Annotated in this window: 8 protein-coding genes, 3 tRNA genes and 11 pseudogenes; 9 read left to right on the top strand and 13 right to left on the bottom strand. The window is 56.9% G+C overall.

Annotation, left to right across the window (positions count from 1 at the left end):
- Window positions 1-110: 110 nt before the first annotated feature.
- The 3 genes and pseudogenes from LDO41_RS33875 to LDO41_RS33865 all read left to right on the top strand — a co-directional run.
- A pseudogene (locus tag LDO41_RS33875) lies at window positions 111-519 on the top strand (integrase core domain-containing protein); the annotation flags it as partial.
- Between the two features lie 402 nt (window positions 520-921).
- Window positions 922-2,241: a dicarboxylate/amino acid:cation symporter gene (locus tag LDO41_RS33870; RefSeq protein WP_223995868.1), complete on the top strand. Its 1,320-nt coding sequence runs from the start codon at window positions 922-924 to the stop codon at window positions 2,239-2,241.
- A 113-nt stretch (window positions 2,242-2,354) separates the two neighbouring features.
- Window positions 2,355-3,341: an IS5 family transposase gene (locus tag LDO41_RS33865; RefSeq protein ID WP_223995867.1), complete on the top strand. Its 987-nt coding sequence runs from the start codon at window positions 2,355-2,357 to the stop codon at window positions 3,339-3,341.
- A 270-nt stretch (window positions 3,342-3,611) separates the two neighbouring features.
- On the opposite strand, the pseudogene LDO41_RS33860 reads toward LDO41_RS33865, so the two are convergent.
- The 3 genes and pseudogenes from LDO41_RS33860 to LDO41_RS34480 all read right to left on the bottom strand — a co-directional run bounded on the left by LDO41_RS33860 (window position 3,612) and on the right by LDO41_RS34480 (window position 6,053).
- A pseudogene (locus tag LDO41_RS33860) lies at window positions 3,612-4,598 on the bottom strand (IS5 family transposase).
- 423 nt (window positions 4,599-5,021) lie between these two features.
- Window positions 5,022-5,477 (bottom strand): annotated as a pseudogene (locus LDO41_RS33855) (Tn3 family transposase); the annotation flags it as partial.
- 360 nt (window positions 5,478-5,837) lie between these two features.
- Window positions 5,838-6,053: a site-specific integrase gene (locus LDO41_RS34480; protein WP_377745470.1), complete on the bottom strand. Its 216-nt coding sequence runs from the start codon at window positions 6,051-6,053 to the stop codon at window positions 5,838-5,840.
- Window positions 6,054-6,264: 211 nt separating this feature from the next.
- On the opposite strand from LDO41_RS34480, the gene LDO41_RS33845 reads away from it, so the two are divergent.
- Both LDO41_RS33845 and LDO41_RS34505 read left to right on the top strand, forming a co-directional pair.
- Complete coding sequence (locus LDO41_RS33845; RefSeq protein ID WP_223995865.1) at window positions 6,265-8,016, top strand: hypothetical protein; 1,752 nt, start codon at window positions 6,265-6,267, stop codon at window positions 8,014-8,016.
- Window positions 7,992-8,154 (top strand): annotated as a pseudogene (locus LDO41_RS34505) (IS6 family transposase); the annotation flags it as partial. The gene LDO41_RS33845 and the pseudogene LDO41_RS34505, both read left to right, overlap by 25 nt.
- Before the next feature lie 1,618 nt (window positions 8,155-9,772).
- Here the strand turns inward: LDO41_RS34505 and LDO41_RS33830 are convergent.
- Complete coding sequence (locus LDO41_RS33830) at window positions 9,773-12,775, bottom strand: ShET2/EspL2 family type III secretion system effector toxin (RefSeq protein ID WP_223995864.1); 3,003 nt, start codon at window positions 12,773-12,775, stop codon at window positions 9,773-9,775.
- Window positions 12,776-13,515: 740 nt separating this feature from the next.
- Here LDO41_RS33830 and LDO41_RS34475 point away from each other — a divergent pair.
- Window positions 13,516-13,569 (top strand): annotated as a pseudogene (locus tag LDO41_RS34475) (hypothetical protein); the annotation flags it as partial.
- Between the two features lie 46 nt (window positions 13,570-13,615).
- On the opposite strand, the gene LDO41_RS33820 reads toward LDO41_RS34475, so the two are convergent.
- From LDO41_RS33820 to LDO41_RS34470, 7 genes and pseudogenes are all read right to left on the bottom strand, one after another.
- On the bottom strand, window positions 13,616-14,008 hold the full coding sequence (locus LDO41_RS33820; RefSeq protein WP_223995863.1) for a VOC family protein: 393 nt from the start codon (window positions 14,006-14,008) through the stop codon (window positions 13,616-13,618).
- Window positions 14,009-14,160: 152 nt separating this feature from the next.
- Window positions 14,161-14,486 (bottom strand): annotated as a pseudogene (locus tag LDO41_RS33815) (DDE-type integrase/transposase/recombinase); the annotation flags it as partial.
- Window positions 14,487-14,515: 29 nt separating this feature from the next.
- Window positions 14,516-14,592, bottom strand: a tRNA-Arg gene (locus LDO41_RS33810).
- A gap of 12 nt (window positions 14,593-14,604) precedes the next feature.
- A tRNA-Leu gene (locus LDO41_RS33805) sits at window positions 14,605-14,690 on the bottom strand.
- Window positions 14,691-14,768, bottom strand: a tRNA-Ile gene (locus LDO41_RS33800).
- A 602-nt stretch (window positions 14,769-15,370) separates the two neighbouring features.
- Window positions 15,371-15,736, bottom strand: a pseudogene (locus LDO41_RS33795) (IS66 family transposase); the annotation flags it as partial.
- Window positions 15,715-15,846 (bottom strand): annotated as a pseudogene (locus tag LDO41_RS34470) (IS66 family transposase); the annotation flags it as partial. The pseudogenes LDO41_RS33795 and LDO41_RS34470, both read right to left, overlap by 22 nt.
- Before the next feature lie 209 nt (window positions 15,847-16,055).
- Here LDO41_RS34470 and tnpA point away from each other — a divergent pair.
- Complete coding sequence (gene tnpA / locus LDO41_RS33790) at window positions 16,056-16,508, top strand: IS66-like element accessory protein TnpA (RefSeq protein ID WP_223995862.1); 453 nt, start codon at window positions 16,056-16,058, stop codon at window positions 16,506-16,508.
- 64 nt (window positions 16,509-16,572) lie between these two features.
- Here tnpA and LDO41_RS33785 read toward each other — a convergent pair.
- Window positions 16,573-16,875 (bottom strand): annotated as a pseudogene (locus LDO41_RS33785) (transposase); the annotation flags it as partial.
- A 920-nt stretch (window positions 16,876-17,795) separates the two neighbouring features.
- Between LDO41_RS33785 and LDO41_RS33780 the strand changes: the two are divergent.
- Window positions 17,796-18,020: pseudogene (locus LDO41_RS33780) on the top strand (IS66 family transposase); the annotation flags it as partial.
- A gap of 125 nt (window positions 18,021-18,145) precedes the next feature.
- On the opposite strand, the gene tnpB reads toward LDO41_RS33780, so the two are convergent.
- Window positions 18,146-18,565, bottom strand: a complete 420-nt coding sequence (tnpB, locus tag LDO41_RS33775; RefSeq protein WP_223995861.1) for an IS66 family insertion sequence element accessory protein TnpB — start codon at window positions 18,563-18,565, stop codon at window positions 18,146-18,148.
- A gap of 145 nt (window positions 18,566-18,710) precedes the next feature.
- Here tnpB and LDO41_RS33770 point away from each other — a divergent pair.
- Window positions 18,711-18,965, top strand: a pseudogene (locus LDO41_RS33770) (integrase core domain-containing protein); the annotation flags it as partial.
- Between the last annotated feature and the right edge of the window lie 1,070 nt (window positions 18,966-20,035).

Raw genomic sequence — 20,035 nt, 5'->3', positions numbered from 1 at the left:
GGTTGATGTCATGCGCAACGCCAATCCTGCCTTCCGGTTCGCTCGGTCACGTTGCCGAAATCACCGGTCACGATCCCGAAACGGCCGGTCACGTTCGGCCGAAATACGCAATGACTACGGACTTCGTTCTGGATGCACTTGAGCAGGCGCTTTACGCTCGCCAGCCTGGCGGTGATGGTTCTCTCATCCACCACTCCGATAGGGGGTCGCAGTACGTCAGCATTCGCTATAGCTAGCGCTTGGCCGAGGCGGCGATCGAACCGTCGGTTGGCAGCCGGGGGCGATAGTTATGACAACGCCTTGGCTGAGACGATCAACGGCCTGTACAAGGCTGAACTGATCCATCGCCGCACCGCCTGGAAGACGCGTGAATCTGTTGAGCTGGCCACGCTGGAATGGGTGGCCTGGTTCAATCACCACCGCCTGATGGAACCGCTCGGCTATATCCCGCCCACCGAAGCTGAGGCAAGCTACTATCGGCAGCTTCAAATGCCTGCTACCGAACCGCTCTTAACTTAAACCAACCAGCCTCCACGGTTCCCGGGGCGGTTCAATTCGCCGAGATATCGTGAACCCGAATTCCGCAAGCAAGTCACGAAGCCGATTGATGAAAACTGACAGTAAATGAAGGATGGTTGAAGTTTTCTTATGCTGCTTGTCCTACATTTCCGACTGGGCGATGTTCCCGTTGTTCGTAGTAGTTATCCGCCGCTCCTGAGCGGCTTTTTTTTTTCTATGACGTCGAGGTGAAGCGCTTACCATGGCCCTAAACAATGGCCTCGGCGTCAAGAAATCTCGCTCCCGTACCTCCGCTCGTATGACGGGAGGGCGTGGGTAAGGGCAGGGGACACGGGCGCTGATTACAGAAATTCTTACCTTCAAGTTCGCGGGGAGGCGTCCCTGTGGAAAAGCGTCTCTACTATGAAACGGAAACTACCTACCCTGATCCTTGCCGGCATGCTGCTTGGCGTGGTCGCTGGCTCAGCCTCGCACTATCTTGCAACTGATGCTGCCACCTCGGCATTCCTCGCGGATAAATTCTCGATACTAAGCGACGTTTTCTTGCGGATGGTCAAGATGATCATCGGACCGCTTGTGTTCGCGACCTTAGTGCCCGGCATCGCTAGCATGAGCGACGGTAAGGCGGTCGGTCGCGTCGGATTCAAGGCTATGGCGTGGTTCATGGCCGCATCTCTCCTGTCGTTGGCGATAGGCTTGGCAATGGCAAATCTCACGGAGCCGGGGCACGGCACAAATCTATCGCTGCCTGTTGCTGGCGCAACGTCGAGCCTGCATACAGGGGCGCTCACCCTACGAGGCTTCATTGCGCACGTTATTCCCAAAAGCTTTGTTGAGGCGATGGCGACAAACGAGGTCTTGCAAATCGTGGTGTTCTCGGTGTTCTTTGGATTTGCCTTGGGCTCGCTGAAGGACGGGGCGGGAAAGCCGGTGCTTGCAAGCATCGAAGGCCTCGGTGAAGTCATGCTTAAGGTGACAGATTTTGTAATGGCATTCGCGCCGCTTGGCGTTTTCGGGGCCATAGCGGCCGTCATAACTTCACAGGGACTCGGCGTTATTTTGGTCTATGCGAAGTTGCTTGGAAGCGTTTATGCCTCGCTCGCGCTGTTATGGGTCGCGCTAATTGCCGGAGGATATTCGTTTATTGGGTCCGACGTTTTCAAGCTCATATCAAAATTGCGCGAGCCTCTGACGATTGGCTTCGCCACGGCCTCCAGCGAAGCGGCCTATCCCAAGGTAGTCGACGCGCTAACTCGATTCGGCATCCCCAGCCGTATTACGAATTTCGTCTTGCCGTTGGGCTACTCATTCAACCTGGACGGTTCGATCATGTACACTTCATTTGCCGCCTTGTTCGTGGCGCAGGTGTACGGTATCGAGCTCTCTCTTAATGAGCAGATCATGATGCTCTTAACGTTGCTAGTGACAAGCAAAGGCATAGCTGGCGTACCACGCGCGTCGCTGGTAGTGGTGGCCGCAGTCCTTCCCATGTTTGGACTTCCTGAGGCGGGCATATTGCTAGTCTTGGGCATCGATCACATTTTGGATATGGGTCGAACTTTTACCAATGTGCTTGGCAACGCAATTGCGACGGCGGTCGTTGCAAAGGGCGAATCGACGATTGATGAACCCGCAAGTCTGGATAAGCACTGCTTCGATAAGCTTGGAGACCGTCGCAGTTCATCCAATCCTCATGAAGTAGAAAATTTTCCCATCAACTAAAGTATGAATAATTTGAAATTTGCTTTAGGGAAACACTGATTTAATCAGCGCGGCAGTCATCGTTGAGTGGCGTGTAAGCGTTGTCATATGCATGCCAAAGATATGAGTCGGAGATGAAGCGACAGATCAGTTTTGCGGAAGCGGAAAGCCACGGCAAGAAGCGGGTGACACGCCGTCAGCGCTTTCTGGCGGAAATGGAAAGCGTGGTGCCGTGGTCGCGGCTGATAGCGGCCGTCGAGCCGTACTACCCCAAGGGCAAACGCGGGCGGCCGCCGATCGGACTGGAGCGGATGCTGTGCATCTATTTCCTGCAGCAGTGGTATGGACTGTCTGACGAAGCGCTGGAAGACGCGCTGTATGACAGCATGGCAATGCGCGCGTTTGCCGGAATCGACCTGGCGGTCGAAGCAGTGCCGGACGCGACGACGCTGCTCAAGTTTCGCCGCATGCTTGTCGAACATGAGCTGACGCGAAAGCTGTTCGACGAGATCGGCGTCATGCTATGCGAGCGTGGGCTGATGATGAAGGAAGGCACGATTGTCGACGCCACCATTATCGAGGCGCCGCCGTCGACCAAGAACAAGCAGAAGAGCCGCGACCCGGAAATGCACCAGACGAAGAAGGGCAACGAGTGGAGCTTTGGCATGAAAGCCCATGTCGGCGTTGATGCGGCTTCGGGCCTGGTGCATAGCGTGGTGGGCACCGCGGCCAACCAGTCGGATGTATCGCAAGCGCACGCCTTGCTGCATGGCCACGAAGACCATGCGTTTGGCGACGCTGGCTACACGGGCGTAGAGAAGCGCGACGAGATGCAAGGCAAGTCCGTGAAATGGCAGGTAGCCATCAAGCGCGGCAAGATCAAGGCGATGCGTGATGGTGCTCTCAAGGACTTGCTGATCGCGGTCGAGCGGACCAAGGCCCAGATTCGGGCGAGGGTCGAGCATCCATTCCACGTCATCAAGAATCTCTTCGGTCATCGCAAAGTTCGCTACAAAGGCCTGGTCAAGAACACGGCGCAGTTGTTCAGCCTGTTTGGTCTGGCGAATCTGGCACTGGCCAAAAAGCAACTGTTTGCGCTGCGGGGGAGCAGTCCGTCCTGAGCGCACGAGGAGCGCCAGGATAGGCGCGAAACGCGAGAAAAACCGGCTTGAATCGGCCTATCTCTCTCGCATTGCGACAACCGCGGTCATTAGCCTGTGCGACATCAAGAGCAAACCTCATTGATCAGCACCTCCTTAGGGAATCGCTGATCAATGAGGTTCGCGCTTGAAGCTGCACAAGCCAAGGACTTCGGATTTCGCAACGCGGGAGAGATGGGCCGATTCAAGCCGCTTTCTTTCTCGTTTTGCACCTTTCCTGGCGTTGCGCGCTCAGGACGGATTGCTCCCTATGAGGCCAACAACAGCTTCCTGGCGAGCCCCAGATTTGCCAGACCAAACAGGCTGAACAATTGCGCCGTGTTCTTGAGCAGGCCCTTGTAGCGAACCTTGCGATGACCAAACAGATTCTTGATGAACGTGGAACGGATGCTCGACCCGCGCCCGAATCTGGGCCTTGGCCCGCTCCACGGCGATCAGCAGGTCCTTGACCACACCGTCACGCATCGCCGTGATCTTGCGGCGCTTGACGGCCACCTGCCACTTCACGGACTTGCCTTGCATCTCTTCGCGCTTGTCCACGCCCGTGTAGCCCGCGTCGCCAAACGCGTGCTCCTCGTGGCCATGCAGCAAGGCGTGCGCCTGCGAAACATCCGATTCGTTGGCCGCCGTGCCCACCACGCTGTGCACCAGGCCCGAAGCCGCATCAACGCCGACATGGGCTTTCATCCCGACGTGCCACGCATTGCCTTTCTTGGCCTGGTGCATCTCCGGGTCGCGGGTCTTCTCTTTGTTCTTGGCCGAAGGTGGCGCCTCGATGATAGTGGCATCCACCATCGTGCCTTCCTTCATCATCAGCCCCCGCTCGCACAACATGATGCCGATCTCGTCGAACAGCTTTCGCGTCAGTTCATGCTCGACGAGCAGGCGGCGAAACTTCAGCAGCGTGGTCGCGTCTGGCACCGCTTCGACTGCCAGGTCGATCCCGGCAAATGCCCGCATCGCCATGCTGTCGTACAGCGCGTCTTCCAACGCTTCGTCCGACAGCCCGTACCACTGCTGCAGAAAGTAGATGCGCAGCATCCGCTCCAGACCGATCGGCGGCCGTCCACGTTCGCCCTTGGGGTAATACGGTTCGACCGCCGCAATCAGGCGGGACCACGGCACCAAACTCTCCATCTCCGTCAGGAAGCGCTCGCGTCGCGTCACCCGCTTTTTGCCGTGGCTTTCCGCTTCCGCAAGCCTGATCTGTCGCTTCATCTCCGACTCATATCGTGGGCATGCACATGACAACGCTTACACGCCACTCAACGATGACTGCCGCGCTGATTGAATCAGTCTTTCCTTAGCGTCTTTTCTATGTTTGGCGATGGTAGCGCGCGGCGGGAGCGAGGATGCCTCCACGTAAGAGGGTAACGCTTCCAAACAGACGCTCTCGGCATCCGTAGAGTCGACCGATGACTTCTCCGCGGCCGGGCATTCCCAGCTCGGCGCTAAGAACGTCAACTCGTACACGTTCCTTCTAACGGGGTCGGTTGGATCTCCAGACTCCTGGTGTGGAACCGGTGCATCGGCGCAGCCCTAACCGCTTGTTCCATTGGAAGAAGCTGTATCAGGGCGGTAGTCTATCCGCGGTGTCGGATCTCGCGGTTGTCTGCAACTTGCGCCTCGTCTCTGCCGCCTGATCAACCCGTCCAGAATGTACATGCCTTCATGCACACCGCACGGAATCAAATGCCCTGAAGATCGCGATGTACATGTCGGAGACATGGTAGTAGCCAATGCCGCCATACCCGCCGTAGCGGATGTGGTACTCCGACAGCAGGTTCTGTTCGTACAGGCTCCACTGGGTCCCGTCCGCGGACACGCGCTTGCCGCTGCCCCAGTATTTCGGCAGCGCAAACTGGTTGTACGCGTTGATGACCTTCACGATCGCCTTGTCGAGCCGCTCTTCCGTGATGTGATGCAGGTTCAGCCAGGCCACCTGCTTGCGGCTCAGGCTCTTGACGGAGGCGCGATCCGGCTGGGCCCGAGGTTGCAACCATAGCAAAACAACGTGCTGATGAAGCGCTTGCGCGGATCGTCAATCTTGGAGTCGAACCCGGACAGCAAAACGTCTCGGAACTGGCCGAACAGATCTTCCGCTGCCTCGGCATGCGCGATCTGATATTTCTGCAGTCGGGACTGAGCGATGTGCCCAAGCGTGCTGCAGATTATCACGCACCGTGGTCAGCGTTGCGCCCTGAGCAAGGGCGTGAGAGGCGTGCGTGTGGCGCACCCAGTTAGGTGTGGCGCGCTGCAGCTTGCTGGCCAGCGATGGGTGATCTCCCTGGATGACGTCGACGGCCAACATACAGTAGCGGCGGAACACGTCCCGCAGACGCGGCGTGGTGATGGCCGTGACGCCGTCCAGATTGGCGAGCAGCGGCGTTTCCGGCTTCCAGTGCGCGGGCGTTCACCGGCATCCCGCGTTGCACGAGGTATTTATCCAGTGCTTGGCTAGCCAGGGAGGGGAAGCACAACTTTGCCCGGCGTGGCGCCCTTGCCTACCAGGTGCAGCCATCGTTCGTCGCCCGCGCCCATTTCGATGCCGCCGAGGTTCACGCTCACCAGTTCCGCAGCCCGCAGGCCGGTGGCATACCCGAAGTCGAGGAGGAAGCGCAGACGCTCTGCGGCCCGTCCCGTCCAGTCATGGGACCACTCCAGCCCTGGCATCGTTTGAAGGCCATGCGTTCGCGGGAGCCGGTATCTACCGACGGGAGATCGGGCCAGCCTGACGAGGCAGTACGGTGCCCGGACCTCGCCGGCCTCGGATATCAAGGCTAAAATCGAAAAGACGCCACCAATTCCAAATGCAACCATAACCATCCGACTGCCATACTCATACTCATACACCCATACACCTACACCCATACACCCGCCTTACATGCCCCAATTCCCATACCTGCTGTCGCCCGCTGCGCCAACGTATCATCCTCAACCCGTTTCCTCGCCGGATACGCATGACCACCTTCCTGTTGGCGACGAGACGCAAATCGATGCCGAGATCGAGACGATTCTGCATGGCGAAAGGCCAGATAAGGCAAGGCAGGCTTCTACCTCCTCCTTCGCGACTTTCCGGGAAAAAATGGCGACCCTGGAAACCGACATCGTTTCCCTTCCGGATGGGGAGTTCAAAGCCGATTTTCAGAAAGCGCACAGCGAACTGAAGGACTCGGTCCAGCAGCTGCGCACCGCTATCTTCATGCTGAAGCGGTCATCTCACTATTCCGACCTAGTCTCTGTCCTGCATAAGCATGCAGATCTACAGGACCAGTTCAAGGCGCTTGCGGAGACTGCAGAACAGCATGCGGACGCGCAGAAACCAGATGTCCGGAGGATAGTAGGGAAGGTTCTGTTGGGGATCGTCTGGGCGGCAGGTTGCGTGGCCAGCGCAATCTTTCTCGGACCCATGGCGCCCGCAGGCTGGGCGGGAGTGACGGCTGCGGCAGCAGTTACGGCGTCTCTGCTTGGTTTCGGTCCAATGCTGTCAGCATTTAAAGACTTTCGCACGCCATCGGGAGCGCATTCCAAATTCCAGAAAGATGAGTTCGTGGGCTTCCGCAACGAGGTATTCAATTCGCTTTCTGCGCTCATCAAAAAGACGCTGACCTCTGACAATCTCAATGCGGCCATACAGGAATCGATGCAGGCTGGTGTCAGTCATGGCCCGACACCGCTTACTGAATTTATCCACCTTGTCTCGCATTTTCACATGTCGGATAGTCAGCGTGAAAAGTTGATGGATGACGTCAAAAATTCGTGGTCGACCGAAGAGAAACGCGTGTTGGCAGATGCCATTTCGCATTCGTCCTTGCCAAGAGGTGCTGTCAAGGAAATGCTGGGAAAACTGATTCCACCCATAAAATCGATTGCTTATAACGCGCTCGCGTCTGAAGCAAAAGCCTTTGAGGTCCCACTCACGGAGAAGGTGACACGTACGTACTTGGCCACACTTGCGCTCCGCAGGGAGATTAGTGCGGCCGAAAGTAATACTAATCCTCAGAGTAATTCAGACAAAGGTATAAAACTGCCGGAATTTTATCCTCTTACTAAGAAGCGGGCCGGGGACCTTAGTCTCCCGCCAGAATATCACGGCCTCGATTCGAACGAGATCCTCGCAGTTAGCGAAGCAAATGCCGTCACAAGGGCTTCAGCGGTGGATGGTGAATTACTCAGGACATCCTTAAACTCGCGGACTACGCGAGAGGGAGAGGGCTCAGAGCGAGAGGTCGAAATCGTATCACTCGAATACAACCGCGTGAATAGACAAGCTGAAAGATATAACTGGAATCCTAATGATAGTATTGCCCATCAGTCCCCGGATAGTGAGTGGGACTATAGCGTGCCGCTTAGAGATGACGGATTTGGGTTGCGAGAAGGTCAATTGAACTATAAAAGAGGCCGCGAACTTGACCTCGAAAGGGATACATCCACATCCGTAAGACATTCCACCGCCAAATTAGAGGAGCAGATAGGCAGCGGTAAGTCCACAATACGAAAGGAAGACAGACAGGTGCATTTCGCTAAGGAAGTGGATGTACGCGGGGGTGTGGAGGAGGGTGTAGAAGGGGACAGAGAGAAGCGTGAGGGCTTTGTTCGTGCAAATATATGGCGGCAGCCAAGCCCTTCTTCATGAAGATACTGCGTTTGTACCCGGTGCCACGAAAGGTCGCCCGATCAACTGCGCAGCTATCCGGCAGCGAAGGCCGCGGTGTCGAGTGTCCGGCGTGAGCACCTTTTCGTGAAGGCTTCGGCACGGGTGAATAGCCAAGCATCAGCAACTTAGGCCGAAAGTGGCTGATTTTTAATGAATCCCGGCCGAGCGCAGATTACTAGCCGGAAGTGGTTCAATATGCCGGACTTGGTCGACAGATAATCTCCCGGCCGCGTGAGCGCGCGTTCAAGACCCGTGGCCTCAGCCTCACGAACGAAGAGCTGGCGGCCTATGTCGATTGATTATGACCAAGCGATAGAGCGATGTGTGGCGTCTATGTCCGGATCGTCTTATAGGTATCTAGTAGCTACCAGCTATCTTGGCGGTCATTTTGAGCATGTTGTGCGCCGTTGCGCAGGAGCCGCATCATGCGCACAGAAGATGATGGCCTACCGTGAGACAGCGACTTTGACTGCGATTGCACCGCTCGACGCTTGGGATTTGGAATGGCACACCTCTGTTGCTTGTCCGACCTGCGGCGCACATCAGCGATACGAATTGGTCGGGCTGGCCGATTTTCATTGCGCCGACTGCGGATACGATTCGACCGACTCAGACCCACCGATCTCGCGTGGAGCCCCGGGGGGATGCGGTCGGTAGAGCGCCAAGGGTAAATCCGGCGACTTTTCCAGCACGCGCTCGCCAAGCGCCGACTCTGCTCCATGCCTTCGACACCTAGCGCCGCGCGCCGCCGCTTTGCCTCCCCGGTGCGCTGCCGGGCCAACTCGTCGCCCCACACTGAATCCTCGTAGCGCCGCCGGCGTGCCGTCAATTCCTCCGAGGAGCCGTTGATGGGTTATGGAGAGTTATCGCAGCGGCTACATGCGGAAACGTGGTAAGCGTCGCTACCGTGGCTGGGGCGGGCGTTCGAGCGGCCCAAGCAAGTATTCCGAGCTCACGAGAATCTTTGCGGGGCTGTAGATGGTATTCGCGCGGCGTTCCTTGACCTTGGGGAGGAGGCGCTCGACGGGTTGCTTGAGGACTACGGCGAAATCCACGGTGAGGCAGCCGAGAGCTACGCACGCAAAGCGTCCCTAAGTGGCGCAGCCAACTGGGCCGGCACGACAGTAGAAGGATTCATGCACGAGCTGAACGACTACATTCAGTGGTACAGCGGCGCATTAAGTTGTCGCTGCAGGCTATGAGCCCGGTTGAATACCGGCGCCACCATGGCATCGCAACCTGAACCAGTCCAAGAAACTATCCGCACCCCCAGATGCGACATTACTATTTAGCGCTAACATCACTTTTTTGTATAATGATAATTATGTAAAATCTAATGCAAGTGGATAGCGCAATTGGCCGGTTGAGGGGCTAGAACAACGGAACGATGGTCGGTGGCGCCTCCATGGGCAAGCGACGACCACTCGCACTGCTTTCGTAGCGCTCGAGAGCTTTGTATCGGAGAAACGGCGTGGTGCGATGCCCCTCGTGAATCTCATAGGCCTCGCGTACGTTAATCGAACACCGCCGAGTGCCTAGCAACCGCCCCCGCCGCAACCCGGTTGACCCGCCCGGCCTCCGGCTAGCACCACCCCCGCTGCAAAAGACCCAGAAGCGCCAGCGAAGAAGACTACCACGCTGCATTTGACTGGGAATTTCTAATCGCTGTGTTGCGAAATTTCCGCCACTGACGGGCTAGCCAGCGATATCGAGCCTATTGCATATTGACTCTCAGTCATACGCCTAGCAGCGTCTGCACATCGCCCTCCTGTATGAGGCGCGCCGCCATCAGTTCATGAAGCAGTCTTGAATAAGCGATAACTGCTGCTTTCTGGTGACACGCGCGTGCTATTTGCAGGCCCGACACGCCGTCCGAGTCCCGCTTTGCTGCGAGCAGTTCAACCAGCTGCGCATGCGGCAGCCCGACTGCCTTTACTGAGTCGCCAAAGGCGCGAATCGCCTCAGCGTGGCCGCTCTGCAGGGCTAGGCTCAAGCCCGGCGTGCCGCGAACGTTCTTTGCCGCGAGCAGTTCAACTGACTGCTGCGGTGGCAGCTTTGCTGCCTTTACCAATACGCCAAAGGCGCGAATAGCGTCAGCGTGGCCGTTCTGAAGGCTAAAGCGCAAGCCGGGAATGCCGTCATCTCTCTTTGCTGCCAGCAGTTCGCCCAGTTGCGCCGGCGGCAGACCAGCCGCCTCTATCAGTTCGCCAAAGGCGTGAATAGCCTCAGCGTGGCCGGCCGAAAGGGCCATGTGCAGACCCGGCACACCGTCGGAGGACCGCTTTGCAGCCAGCAGTTCAACTAACTGCTGCTGCGGCAGCTTCGCTGCCTTTACCAATACGCCAAAGGCGCGAATAGCCTCAGCGTGGCCGCCCTGAAGGCTAAAGCACAAGCCAGGAATGCCGTCATCTCTCTTCGCTGCCAGCAGTTCACCAAGATGCGCTGGCGGCAACCCAGCCGCCTTGATCAGTTCGCCAAAGGCGTGAATAGCCTCAGCGTGGCCGGCCGAAAGGGCCATGTGCAGGCCCGGCGCACCGTCCGAGGACCGCTTTGCCGCCAGTAGTTCAAACAACTGCTGCTGCTGTAGCTCGGCTGCCTTTACCAATTCGCCAAAGGCGCGAATCGCCTCAGCATAGCCGTGCTGAAGGGCAATTAGAATACTCGGAACGCCGGCCCGATTCTCCCCTGTGAGCAAGGAAAGCCTGTCGGCTGCAGGAGTCGCTTTTAATAAATCACGCAGATGGCGCAGACCGTCAGCCAAGCCGTAAGTCAACAACTGCTGAATAATCGCAGCCGAAATACTTTGCGGCAGTGCGGCAAGTCGAGGTTCGTCGTTCACGGGTGCGTCGAGAAACGCAGTGCAATCCATTTCGTAAAAGTCCAAGTCCTTTTTTGGCAAAAAATCTTGTGCGGTGTATCCCCTCAGGGAGTCACGATCAATCGCCTCAAGTCGCTTGTGTGCGACTGTCGAATTTGGGTCGTAAAACATTACCACATATGCTCTCAAACCACCTTCTTTCTGCTTTATTCTCAAGCCCAGAGCCATTACGTGGTTGAGACTATTAAGAAGAATTGTGTCAAACGTCTTTTTATTTAATTCCATCTGCTCAAATTTATTGTGTATTTCACGTCCCCATTCAGAAAATGAAACGAGCGAAACTTTTGACCTTTCTATCGTTCTCAAAAAAATATTTTCATAATCGATACTTACGTTATCGGCTAGAATTTTGGGTGTCGAAAATAATTTGTAGTCGACCTTTCCCTGTTTGCTTAGAAAATTATCCACCCAAGCGAGAGACAGATGCCGGCACTCAATTAATTCATCTGGGTCACCAATGAAGTTAGTTTTACAATTTAAATTTATTTTTTCATCTCGTTTTTGGCTGAGATACGGGACATCCGTGCGTTTGGCAGCGTGGGCGGTCGGTGGAGCCAGCAATCGGGCAGGCTGCCGCCCATGGCGGCGTACTGCAATTGCGTGCTCGGTTACTACTTGCGTACCTTGTCCCTTGACGCAGTCCCCACTTGGCTCATTGAGCCGGTCGTGGGGGGGATTGGCGGGTTTCGCTGCTTGGGCTCCATTTTTCTCCTGAGCCGTTGACTGATGGTGGCTTGGTGTTTGCAGTCGCTGCGACTCTAAAAGTTGTTTCTGCAACACAGACAACTTTTTTTCATTATCGATCAATTTCTGCCGGAGGTTCGCAACTTCCTGATTAAGGTTGACGTATTCATCGCGTTTTTTTATCTCGCCGTCCAGTTGCTCTCGCATCTGATGAATCGTCTTGACATAATTCTCGACTTCAGCTGATGGCAACGCGTTAGCGGCTTGCCGCTTCAGCTCTTCAGTCTTTTCATTGACCGTGAACTTCAGCCGATGAACTTCATTCTCAAGCGCTCTCACCTGATCGCCAAGATCGTTGTTCGCCTTATTGGCCTGGTCCAACGTATGCTGGCGCTCCTGCATTTGCGCGCTCAACTCCTCCATCCGCGTTGCCGCTGCACCGGGGTTTTTCATCTGGTCTTCTAGAATAGCGCGCTGCGTCGCCAGCCAATTAGCAATCGATTTACCATTTTCCACCTGATCATACCGCTCGGCGTTGCAACGTAGAGCGCGGAGCTGCTGCCGACGCCGATTCCCCTCTTCCTCGATCTCCTGGCTCGCATTTTTGCCTTGGCGAATGGGATCACTTAACTTGTGTTGATGGCCTAAGATCCCGCCCGGATATTTATTCGAGAGTCGTTCGTGGAGAATCGCAGTCTCAGCCGTGCTGAGAGCCCCATTCGCACTTCCGAAACACGACGGAGGTAACGGTAACGAGATAGCTGGAAGATTTCCTCCATCAACGGCCGGAAATATCAGTCCAATCTCACCGGTTTTTAGCAGAACAGGCGCATTGAGCATAGCGGATCGAGCCTCCAATTTCAGACAATCAAGGAGGTACAAGCTGGCGTCTGCGATCTTATGTTCCTCGCCCCGTGCTATCAAGTACTGCTGCCCATTCGCAAACGACGCGATATGCGCGATGGCGAGCGCTTCCAGGGTATTTTTCTTATAGCCACCGTAAAAAAAATCTAGTAGGTGATCAAAAAATCCCATTCGGGTGAATTCTTTTTCAAAATTCCGCGCCGATTCCACGCTTTCTATGTGCGTGTATTCACATTTACGTAAAATTTTTTCGCGCTTTTCCGAGAGATCTAGCGGCCACAGCGATGTGTTGCAGACAGAATTAATTGTCATAAGAATGCAGAATTATTTCTACTGTGAATTTATAACGCCACGGATATATTACATTCGCATCTGGACGTGAGGTTCAGCCGAATAGGTTGACTCGTTTCGTCGATCGTTTAATGCCTCGGAGCTCTGGTTTGGCCTGCGGAGGCAACCATTAGCGCTCAGTGGAATACTGGACGAGAGTCACCACGGATAATAAGGCCGTCGGAACTGGATTCTCCAGAAAATAATGTATTTCTTTAGATTGTAGATGGTTTCGTAAAAAAGTATGAGTGGGCGCGCAGCAAACGCCTCTACAGGCCTAAAGGCGTTCCCCGACATCTCGAGCGGCTAATTGCCAAGCTCAAGCGCCAGCAGTACGGCCATAGGGCTGAGAGAGCGGCTGATCTGAGGAGTTCGAACTCAAGCTTGAAGAACTGCAGACGGATGCAGCGTCTCCGCGGCAAGCGCGCCTCGCGCGCGCACTGTCCATGGCAACGGTGGGCGCAACCCGCTACCGGCGCACCTGGAGCGTGATGACGTCGTTCACGCGCCAGCAGAGACCACGTGTTCCGCATGTGGCGACGCCTTCAAGGACTTGGGTGAGGACGTCTCGGAGCAGCTCGAGCTCGTGCCGGCGCGACTACGTGTCATCCGACATCGCCGCGTGAAGCTGGCCTGCACTGGCTGCGATCGCATCGTGCAGGCGCCCGCGCCCACCCGCCCCATCGACCGCGGGCATCCCTGGCCCGGGCTTGCTGGCCGACGTGCTGGTCTCAAAGTTCTGCGACCACCAGCCGCTGTATCGTCAGCGCGTTCGTTGGGAACGTGAAGGGATCGATCTGCCCGAGTCGACACTGGATAGAATTACCGATAAAGCTCTGACTGTGCGCCATCATGTGCACGGCCCCAGATTTCTCCGTTCGTCAGATTTGTTTCGACTAGTTCTATCGGCATACCGTTGTTGTCGATGACCGCAACGCGAAAATCATCCAACGGTTCGTAAGGCCCTAAAATGACCACATGTCCCCTAATTGCCGCCTCGAGATTGTCCACTCTGTAAGCGATGTGGGGCTGGCTTCGCATTGGCTCTGCCAGCGTGCAGTTCGGTCCAAATCGGTGCCACTGGATAGGCAGCGGCCCAGTGAGATCGTCACTCGTATACATATCGAAAGATGCGGCGTATCGTTCTCCGGGTCGAATCTCGCTCGTCGGAATGCCAATGTGGTGAATTTCGTAGGTCACGCCTTCGCGTCTCATGGTTTTCTCCGCTTTGTCTGAATGGTCTATTGGTGCCAATCGGCTGTCATCGGGGAAGCACGGATACGTCTCCTTGCTCGTAATAGGAGATCGAAAATGGTGTCGTGTAACCGCAGGTGGTCTTGCCCTCGTGCGCTTCCGGATACGGTCTATGGACCGCATACCGGCGTCGTTAGCGGCTTGAGTCCAATGCCATTGGCAAAGGCACGCGTCTCGTGGGCAATGTATCCCGAGCCGTGCCGTTATCGCTTAGCCATTCAATCGATGCCGGCGCCGCGTCGACATTGCCAAACCGATGTTCCACAGCCGCAAGCATAACGTCGCGGACATCGTTCCCGGTATAGCCGCCCGTGGTCGCAACCCAGCTCATCGCCTCCCGGTCGCAGCAATCCAGCGCGAAGGCCAGCCGCAATGGCTCGCCGTTCTCACACCGGAACTCAAAGCCATCGGAGCACCAGCGCTGGTGCTTCGCGCTCACCGGGGTGCAGCGATGGCAAGCGAAAAATTTGGCCCACCCTACACGACTCGAACGTGTGACCGCTCGCTTAGAAGGCGAGTGCTCTATCCCACTGAGCTAAGGGCGGCTGGCAAGGAAATGGTGCCCGGAGCCGGATTCGAACCGACATTGCCAAGCGGCCGCGAGTTTTAAGCTCACTGCGTTTGCCAATTACGCCATCCGGGCTGGTGGGCCTTCCACGAGTTGAACGTGGCACCAACGGGTTATGAGCCCGCTGCTCTAACCGGCATGAGCTAAAGGCCCGTCATACCGAGGTAATGTAGCAGCCCTACTGTTGTGGAATTCACTTTTTTTGCGACGATTGTGATTTTTGGCCCTCCGCCCTATCACTCAGGCGGCAGCGTGTCGGCCGATCCGCAGGCGAGAAGGCAGGAACTTCGGTACGCGCTGCGGCGTGGCCGTTGCCATGTCGCCATAAAGGAGCGGTAGAGCTGAGTGTGGAGACGATGGCGTGCATGTCAGAAAGCTGAGAGACATACTGATGCCCGCAATTCCGGGCGTGGCACCCGAATACAGTCCGGTACTCTTGATTGGGACACTCTCCGACGATGAGTGTAGAGGAGTTGTGACACCAGCGTGGCCGAGCTTCTGCGCGGCATCCCAGCACCAGTCGTGTCATATATCGGAACATTCCATCCGCGAGTGTCCAGGCTTCCGTGTTCTCTTTCCCATCGCCAGCTTTGGTGAGCGGAACAAGACTGCGTTCACTGGTCCTGCCAACTCACCCGCTTAACAGCGGATACCGACTCCCGTCTGGAGATCTAGTGACCCAGTTGAACCGTCAAGCCATGGAGCTCGGATGGGACAGTAATGACATATACATATTCTGAATGGTCTTAGATTGTCCCAATCTCGACGATGCCGCCGCCGAAGCTGGCCTTGTAGCCTGAGAAGTCGTCACATACCAACTTGCCCTGCCATCCCTGCAAGAATGCACGGGCATGTTCGCCGCTCCGTCGGGGGGCAAACTGATAGATTACCGCACGTAACGACGAGAGCTGGCTTGGTGCGTAGGCCCACAGGTAGGCGCGATGCGTCTTGCCGTCGCCTGGCGAGAGCATCTGCACTGGTATCTCGTCGGCATGCAGTACGCTCTGGGTCAACACCTCCGCCTGCAGTGCATCCACCAGCGGTTGCAGTCGCCCGCCGCAGATGCCGACCCACGCGCCCAGCGTCGATTGCGGGATCAGCTCTGCGCCGCCTTGCCTTCCTCCTTGAGCACGCACCGTCGTCTCATCGGCATGGGGATCAGCGGCTGCGACAGCAGCGTGCGGCGTAGTGCCTCGTACAGACGGCTGTAGTGCAATTGCGCGGGGCGGATGCGATCAGCTCACTCACGAGCTAGCTTCGGCAAACGCAGCGAGCAACTGACATCTGCCCAGGCAAGCTTGCTGGAGGAAGCCCTCGATGCAGACCTCGAGGCAATCGAAGCCGAGCTCGAAGTACTGTAAGCGCGAAATTCACCCCACCTAGCGTTCTCGGCTGGGTCTAGGCAGGCTTGCGTCCGCTACCACTATTGCGGACGCAATCATGACGCAGACTGAGTTTGACGTTCTACCGCTGAGGGTGATCCGGATCCGCTCGAACGGAAAGCGGGACTTCGACCGGGAGGATAAGCGCCAACTGGTCGAGGCGTGTCTGCAACCCGGGGTATCTGTCGCCGGGATGGCGCTCAAGGTCGGCATCAATACCAACCAGCTGCGCAAATGGATTCGGGTCCACCAAGTGGCCATCGAAGCCGCTGCGGCCGCGCAATCTGCGTTGCCGGAGTTTGTACCCGTGGTTGAGGTGAGCGGCGTTGCGCGCGTCACGGGGTCGCCAATCGTGCAGGCGCCATCTCGCAAGCCACCCTCGCAGCGCCTGTCTTTGGCGCCTGCGCGACTCACGGCACGGCTGCCCAACGGCGCGACGGTCGAACTAGAATGCGGTGGCCAGGACATTGCGCTTGTGAAGGCGATGATCGAAGCGTTGGGAGCGCGTTGATGCTACGGCTCGACGCCGACGTGCGGGTCTACCTTCACCGCAATGCGGTGGATTTCCGTCTCGGGATCGCTTCCTTCAGGATTTCAACTTCTACGGTCTTCTTGCCAAGCAACCGCTGCAGCTCGCGAATCTGCCTGAGCGCGTCCGCTAGCTCCGAGGCCGGCACCACTTCCTCGCCTGCCGACACCGCCGACAGACTGCCGCCCTGATACAGCTTCTTCCAATGGAATAACTGGTTAGGGTTGACGCCGTGCTGGCGAGCCACCATTGATACGGTCTTGCCCGGCTCCAGGCTCTCTCGAACCATCGCCGCCTTTTCCTGCGCAGACCACCGCCGCCGACGCTCCGGCCCCGTCAATACTTCCATCACTTCCTGCTTACTATTAGGTCTAAACACAGTCGTATGAGCGGGTAAGGACGCGCCGTTGCCGGCGCATCCTCCCCTAAGAACCGTACGTGCGAGTTTCCCCGCATACGGCTCAAGCCCTGGAGAAGCTGCCTATCACTAAACAGCCGGCTTGTATCAAGCCTGCGCATCGATTAAAGGTCGTCATTCAGCGCGAGCGCCAGAGGGGGCAGACCCCAATACTGGTGTTCTTCCATGCTCTCCCTCATCGAACCCAGACCAATCCTCTGCGCCCGAGGACCGGGCGGAAGTCGGCTCACTTTCGTGTAGGGCAATGTTGCAGCCCCTATCCCCGCCATTACAACGGGGCATTCGCTTTCTCCGCCTTCTCATACCCGCACGGTCAACAGCTTTCCTTACGGTCAGCCTGCCTGACGGCAACCATACGGGCTTACCACGTTCCCGCATCATCACAAGACTGAGTTAGGGCCCGCCTCTTCGCCGGTGGCACATCGACGACGTCTCGCGAGGTAGGAACACGAGATCCAGCCACATCCCATTTTGGGCAATGCCTAACAGCAGCTTTGGCATTTCAATTGTAACGACGTTTATCAGCGATTCACATGTGTTGCCCTTATCAGCCAGCCAGCGTCTCAGCCCCATCGCTGCTCAGAGCCTCCGTGCGTAATCTCACGATGTCGCACGCTTTCGGACTGCATTTTCAGAGCGGCTTCGCACGTCGCCGTTACCGGCGACGCACGCGCTCCTAGGCTACCGCCGGTCGCACGGCGGGTCCGCTACCGTCGAGATGTAGCCAACGGTCGGACAATGATGAAACGAGCATGCACTGCGCCCGAGATACCGGGCCTCATGCTTCGTGTCGCACCCTACCCGCAATTTTAAGGTAGAAACCGTGTCCGGCTATTCAGGGGGCCGTTCCAGTTAGCGAGAAGCTGGACTACACCCCTGGCGTGTTCACGGTCGAACATCATATCCGGGGCAAGTGGGTATGCGGTCAATGTGAGACTCTCACCCAGGTACCCGTTCCCCCGCACGTCATCGACAAGGGCATCCCCACCGCCGGCCTGCTGGCGCATACGCTGGTGTCCAAGTTCGGCGACCATCTGCCTCTGTACCGGCAAGAACGCATCTACGCACGCGCCGGCCCGGTAGCGCAGCTCTTGCGCGTGACGCGCAATGACGGCGTCCTGCTCCTGGATCTGTGCCCGCAGCGTCGCAGCCAGCTCGCGCGGTTGCTGTGGGCTCAGATCGTTCAGGTTCTCGGCGGGATTCATGTTCCGAATCTTGCCAGCTCCCCGTGACCCCCAACTATTGGCACAGCCCCCAATGGACGCTCGGCCCTTGCCAAGCCACGACTAAAGCTCGGTGATCGCCTATCGCGGCCCAGGCGTTGCCAAGGCAGGCCCAGCACCAGCGCATCCAGTTGCTCTCGGCACAGCGGCGTCGCGATGGCCGTCATACCGTCGGTCCAGACGAAGCGGCCCTTATTGAGTCGCCGCGCCGCTAACCAGATACCAATGCCGTCGTACACCAGCACCTTGATACGCGTCGCGCGCTTGTTCGTGAAGAGATAAGCGTGATGCGGTCGGGCGGCTCCGAATACCTTCACCACCCGAGCCAAGACCGTATCTGTTCCCGCTCGCATGTCCAGCGGCTCGGTAGCTAACCAGATTGCCTCGATGCGGATCAACGCAACCACCCCTGAAGCCATTCGCCACAGTCTGCTGCGGCCGATCCTGGCCAACGAATACTGATCGTCGCTGCACCGCGTCGCACTTCGATCTGTATATCCGGTATCGCAGGCGTCGGCGTGGGATCGCCGATCTGCAAGCGCATTTGCCAGTGGCATTGGACTCAAGCCGCTCACGACGCCGGTTTGTAGTCCTCAGAGCAATGGCATGGCTGAGAGCTTCGTCAAGACGATGAAGCGCGATTATGTTGCCTTCATGCCCAAGCCGGACGCCGCAACCGCTGTTCGCAACCTGGCGGTTGCGTTCGAACATTACAACGAGAGACACCCACATAGCGCGCTGAAGTACCGCTCGCAACGCGAGTTCAGACGTAAAGCGGAATCATCAACGTTGTTGTGATGCCGTGTCCGGAAGCACGGGGGCAACACCACCTGATCTGGGCATCTCGACCAGGGTGTATTCCCGAGATAGCCTGCCGCGCGTGTCGTGGCCGGCTATCTCGTCCGCATCATCACATTAACTTTGACTTCGATGTTAACTCTCGATTCTCTGACTGATTGGATAATCCGGACGAATATCCGGACGTTCTAATAGGCGCATTCTCCGCTCAAGATCCGCATGATCTGTCGACTCATTGAGCCATTGTATTTTTTCATAGCTCATCTCCGAATTGCTGCATCGTTTTCGAAAAAAGTTGAGTATCATCCTAAGCATCATAATTTCCCCTTTTTGTTTGAACCCCACGGACGATGTGAGGACGATGGAAATAGTACGTTCGTAGAATGAGGGTAGAATGAGCGCAATCTTGTGGATGGTGAATCACTTGGATGACGTATCCGGTTGGAAGCGACGCCCCTGTGATCCTGAAAAGTTATCGTAGGCGGGTTACGAAAAATATCGTACGGCGGTGGCCGCGTTGTCCGTTTTGGGCTAGCACGTCGTAGGGGTACCGTCTCCGACAAGCTCACTGCGGATCGTGGATTAGCAAGGTCCTACATGAAACACCTAGATCGCCAGACTGCCTGTCTTGCGGATTGGGTGCGAATCATGGTCTGGCGAACCTGGCACTGGGCAGGAAGCTGTTGCTGGCTTCACAGGGAGCAATCCTTGCTGAGCGCGAAGGCGCGCAAGCAAAGGTGCGAAGCGGGGCAAAATCGCCCTGAATTGGCCTTCTTCTCTCACATTACGAAAACCAAGCTCGTGCTTACCTGCATCACCAGCTGTCCGACCCCGTTGATCAGCGGTTCCCTAGGCCGCCTCCATTTTTAGGACCGTCAGGCGCGACTCTCATCGTGGTGCGGGAACTCGCCCCAACGACGCCGGATAGATTGGAGCAAGTAAGCTCAAGAATTGGACCTTCCACTAAACTAGGGGCGATTCGCTGGAGGAGGGCGCGATGCTTCAGCTAATCTAGTCCCCGCATTTTTGCCGGGCACCGGCATCAGTCACAAGATGGTTTATCTGCCGCT

The sequence above is a fragment of the Cupriavidus pampae genome, from assembly GCF_914271485.1.
GTDB lineage: Bacteria > Pseudomonadota > Gammaproteobacteria > Burkholderiales > Burkholderiaceae > Cupriavidus > Cupriavidus pampae.
This window is presented reverse-complemented; position numbering and strand designations above follow the sequence as displayed.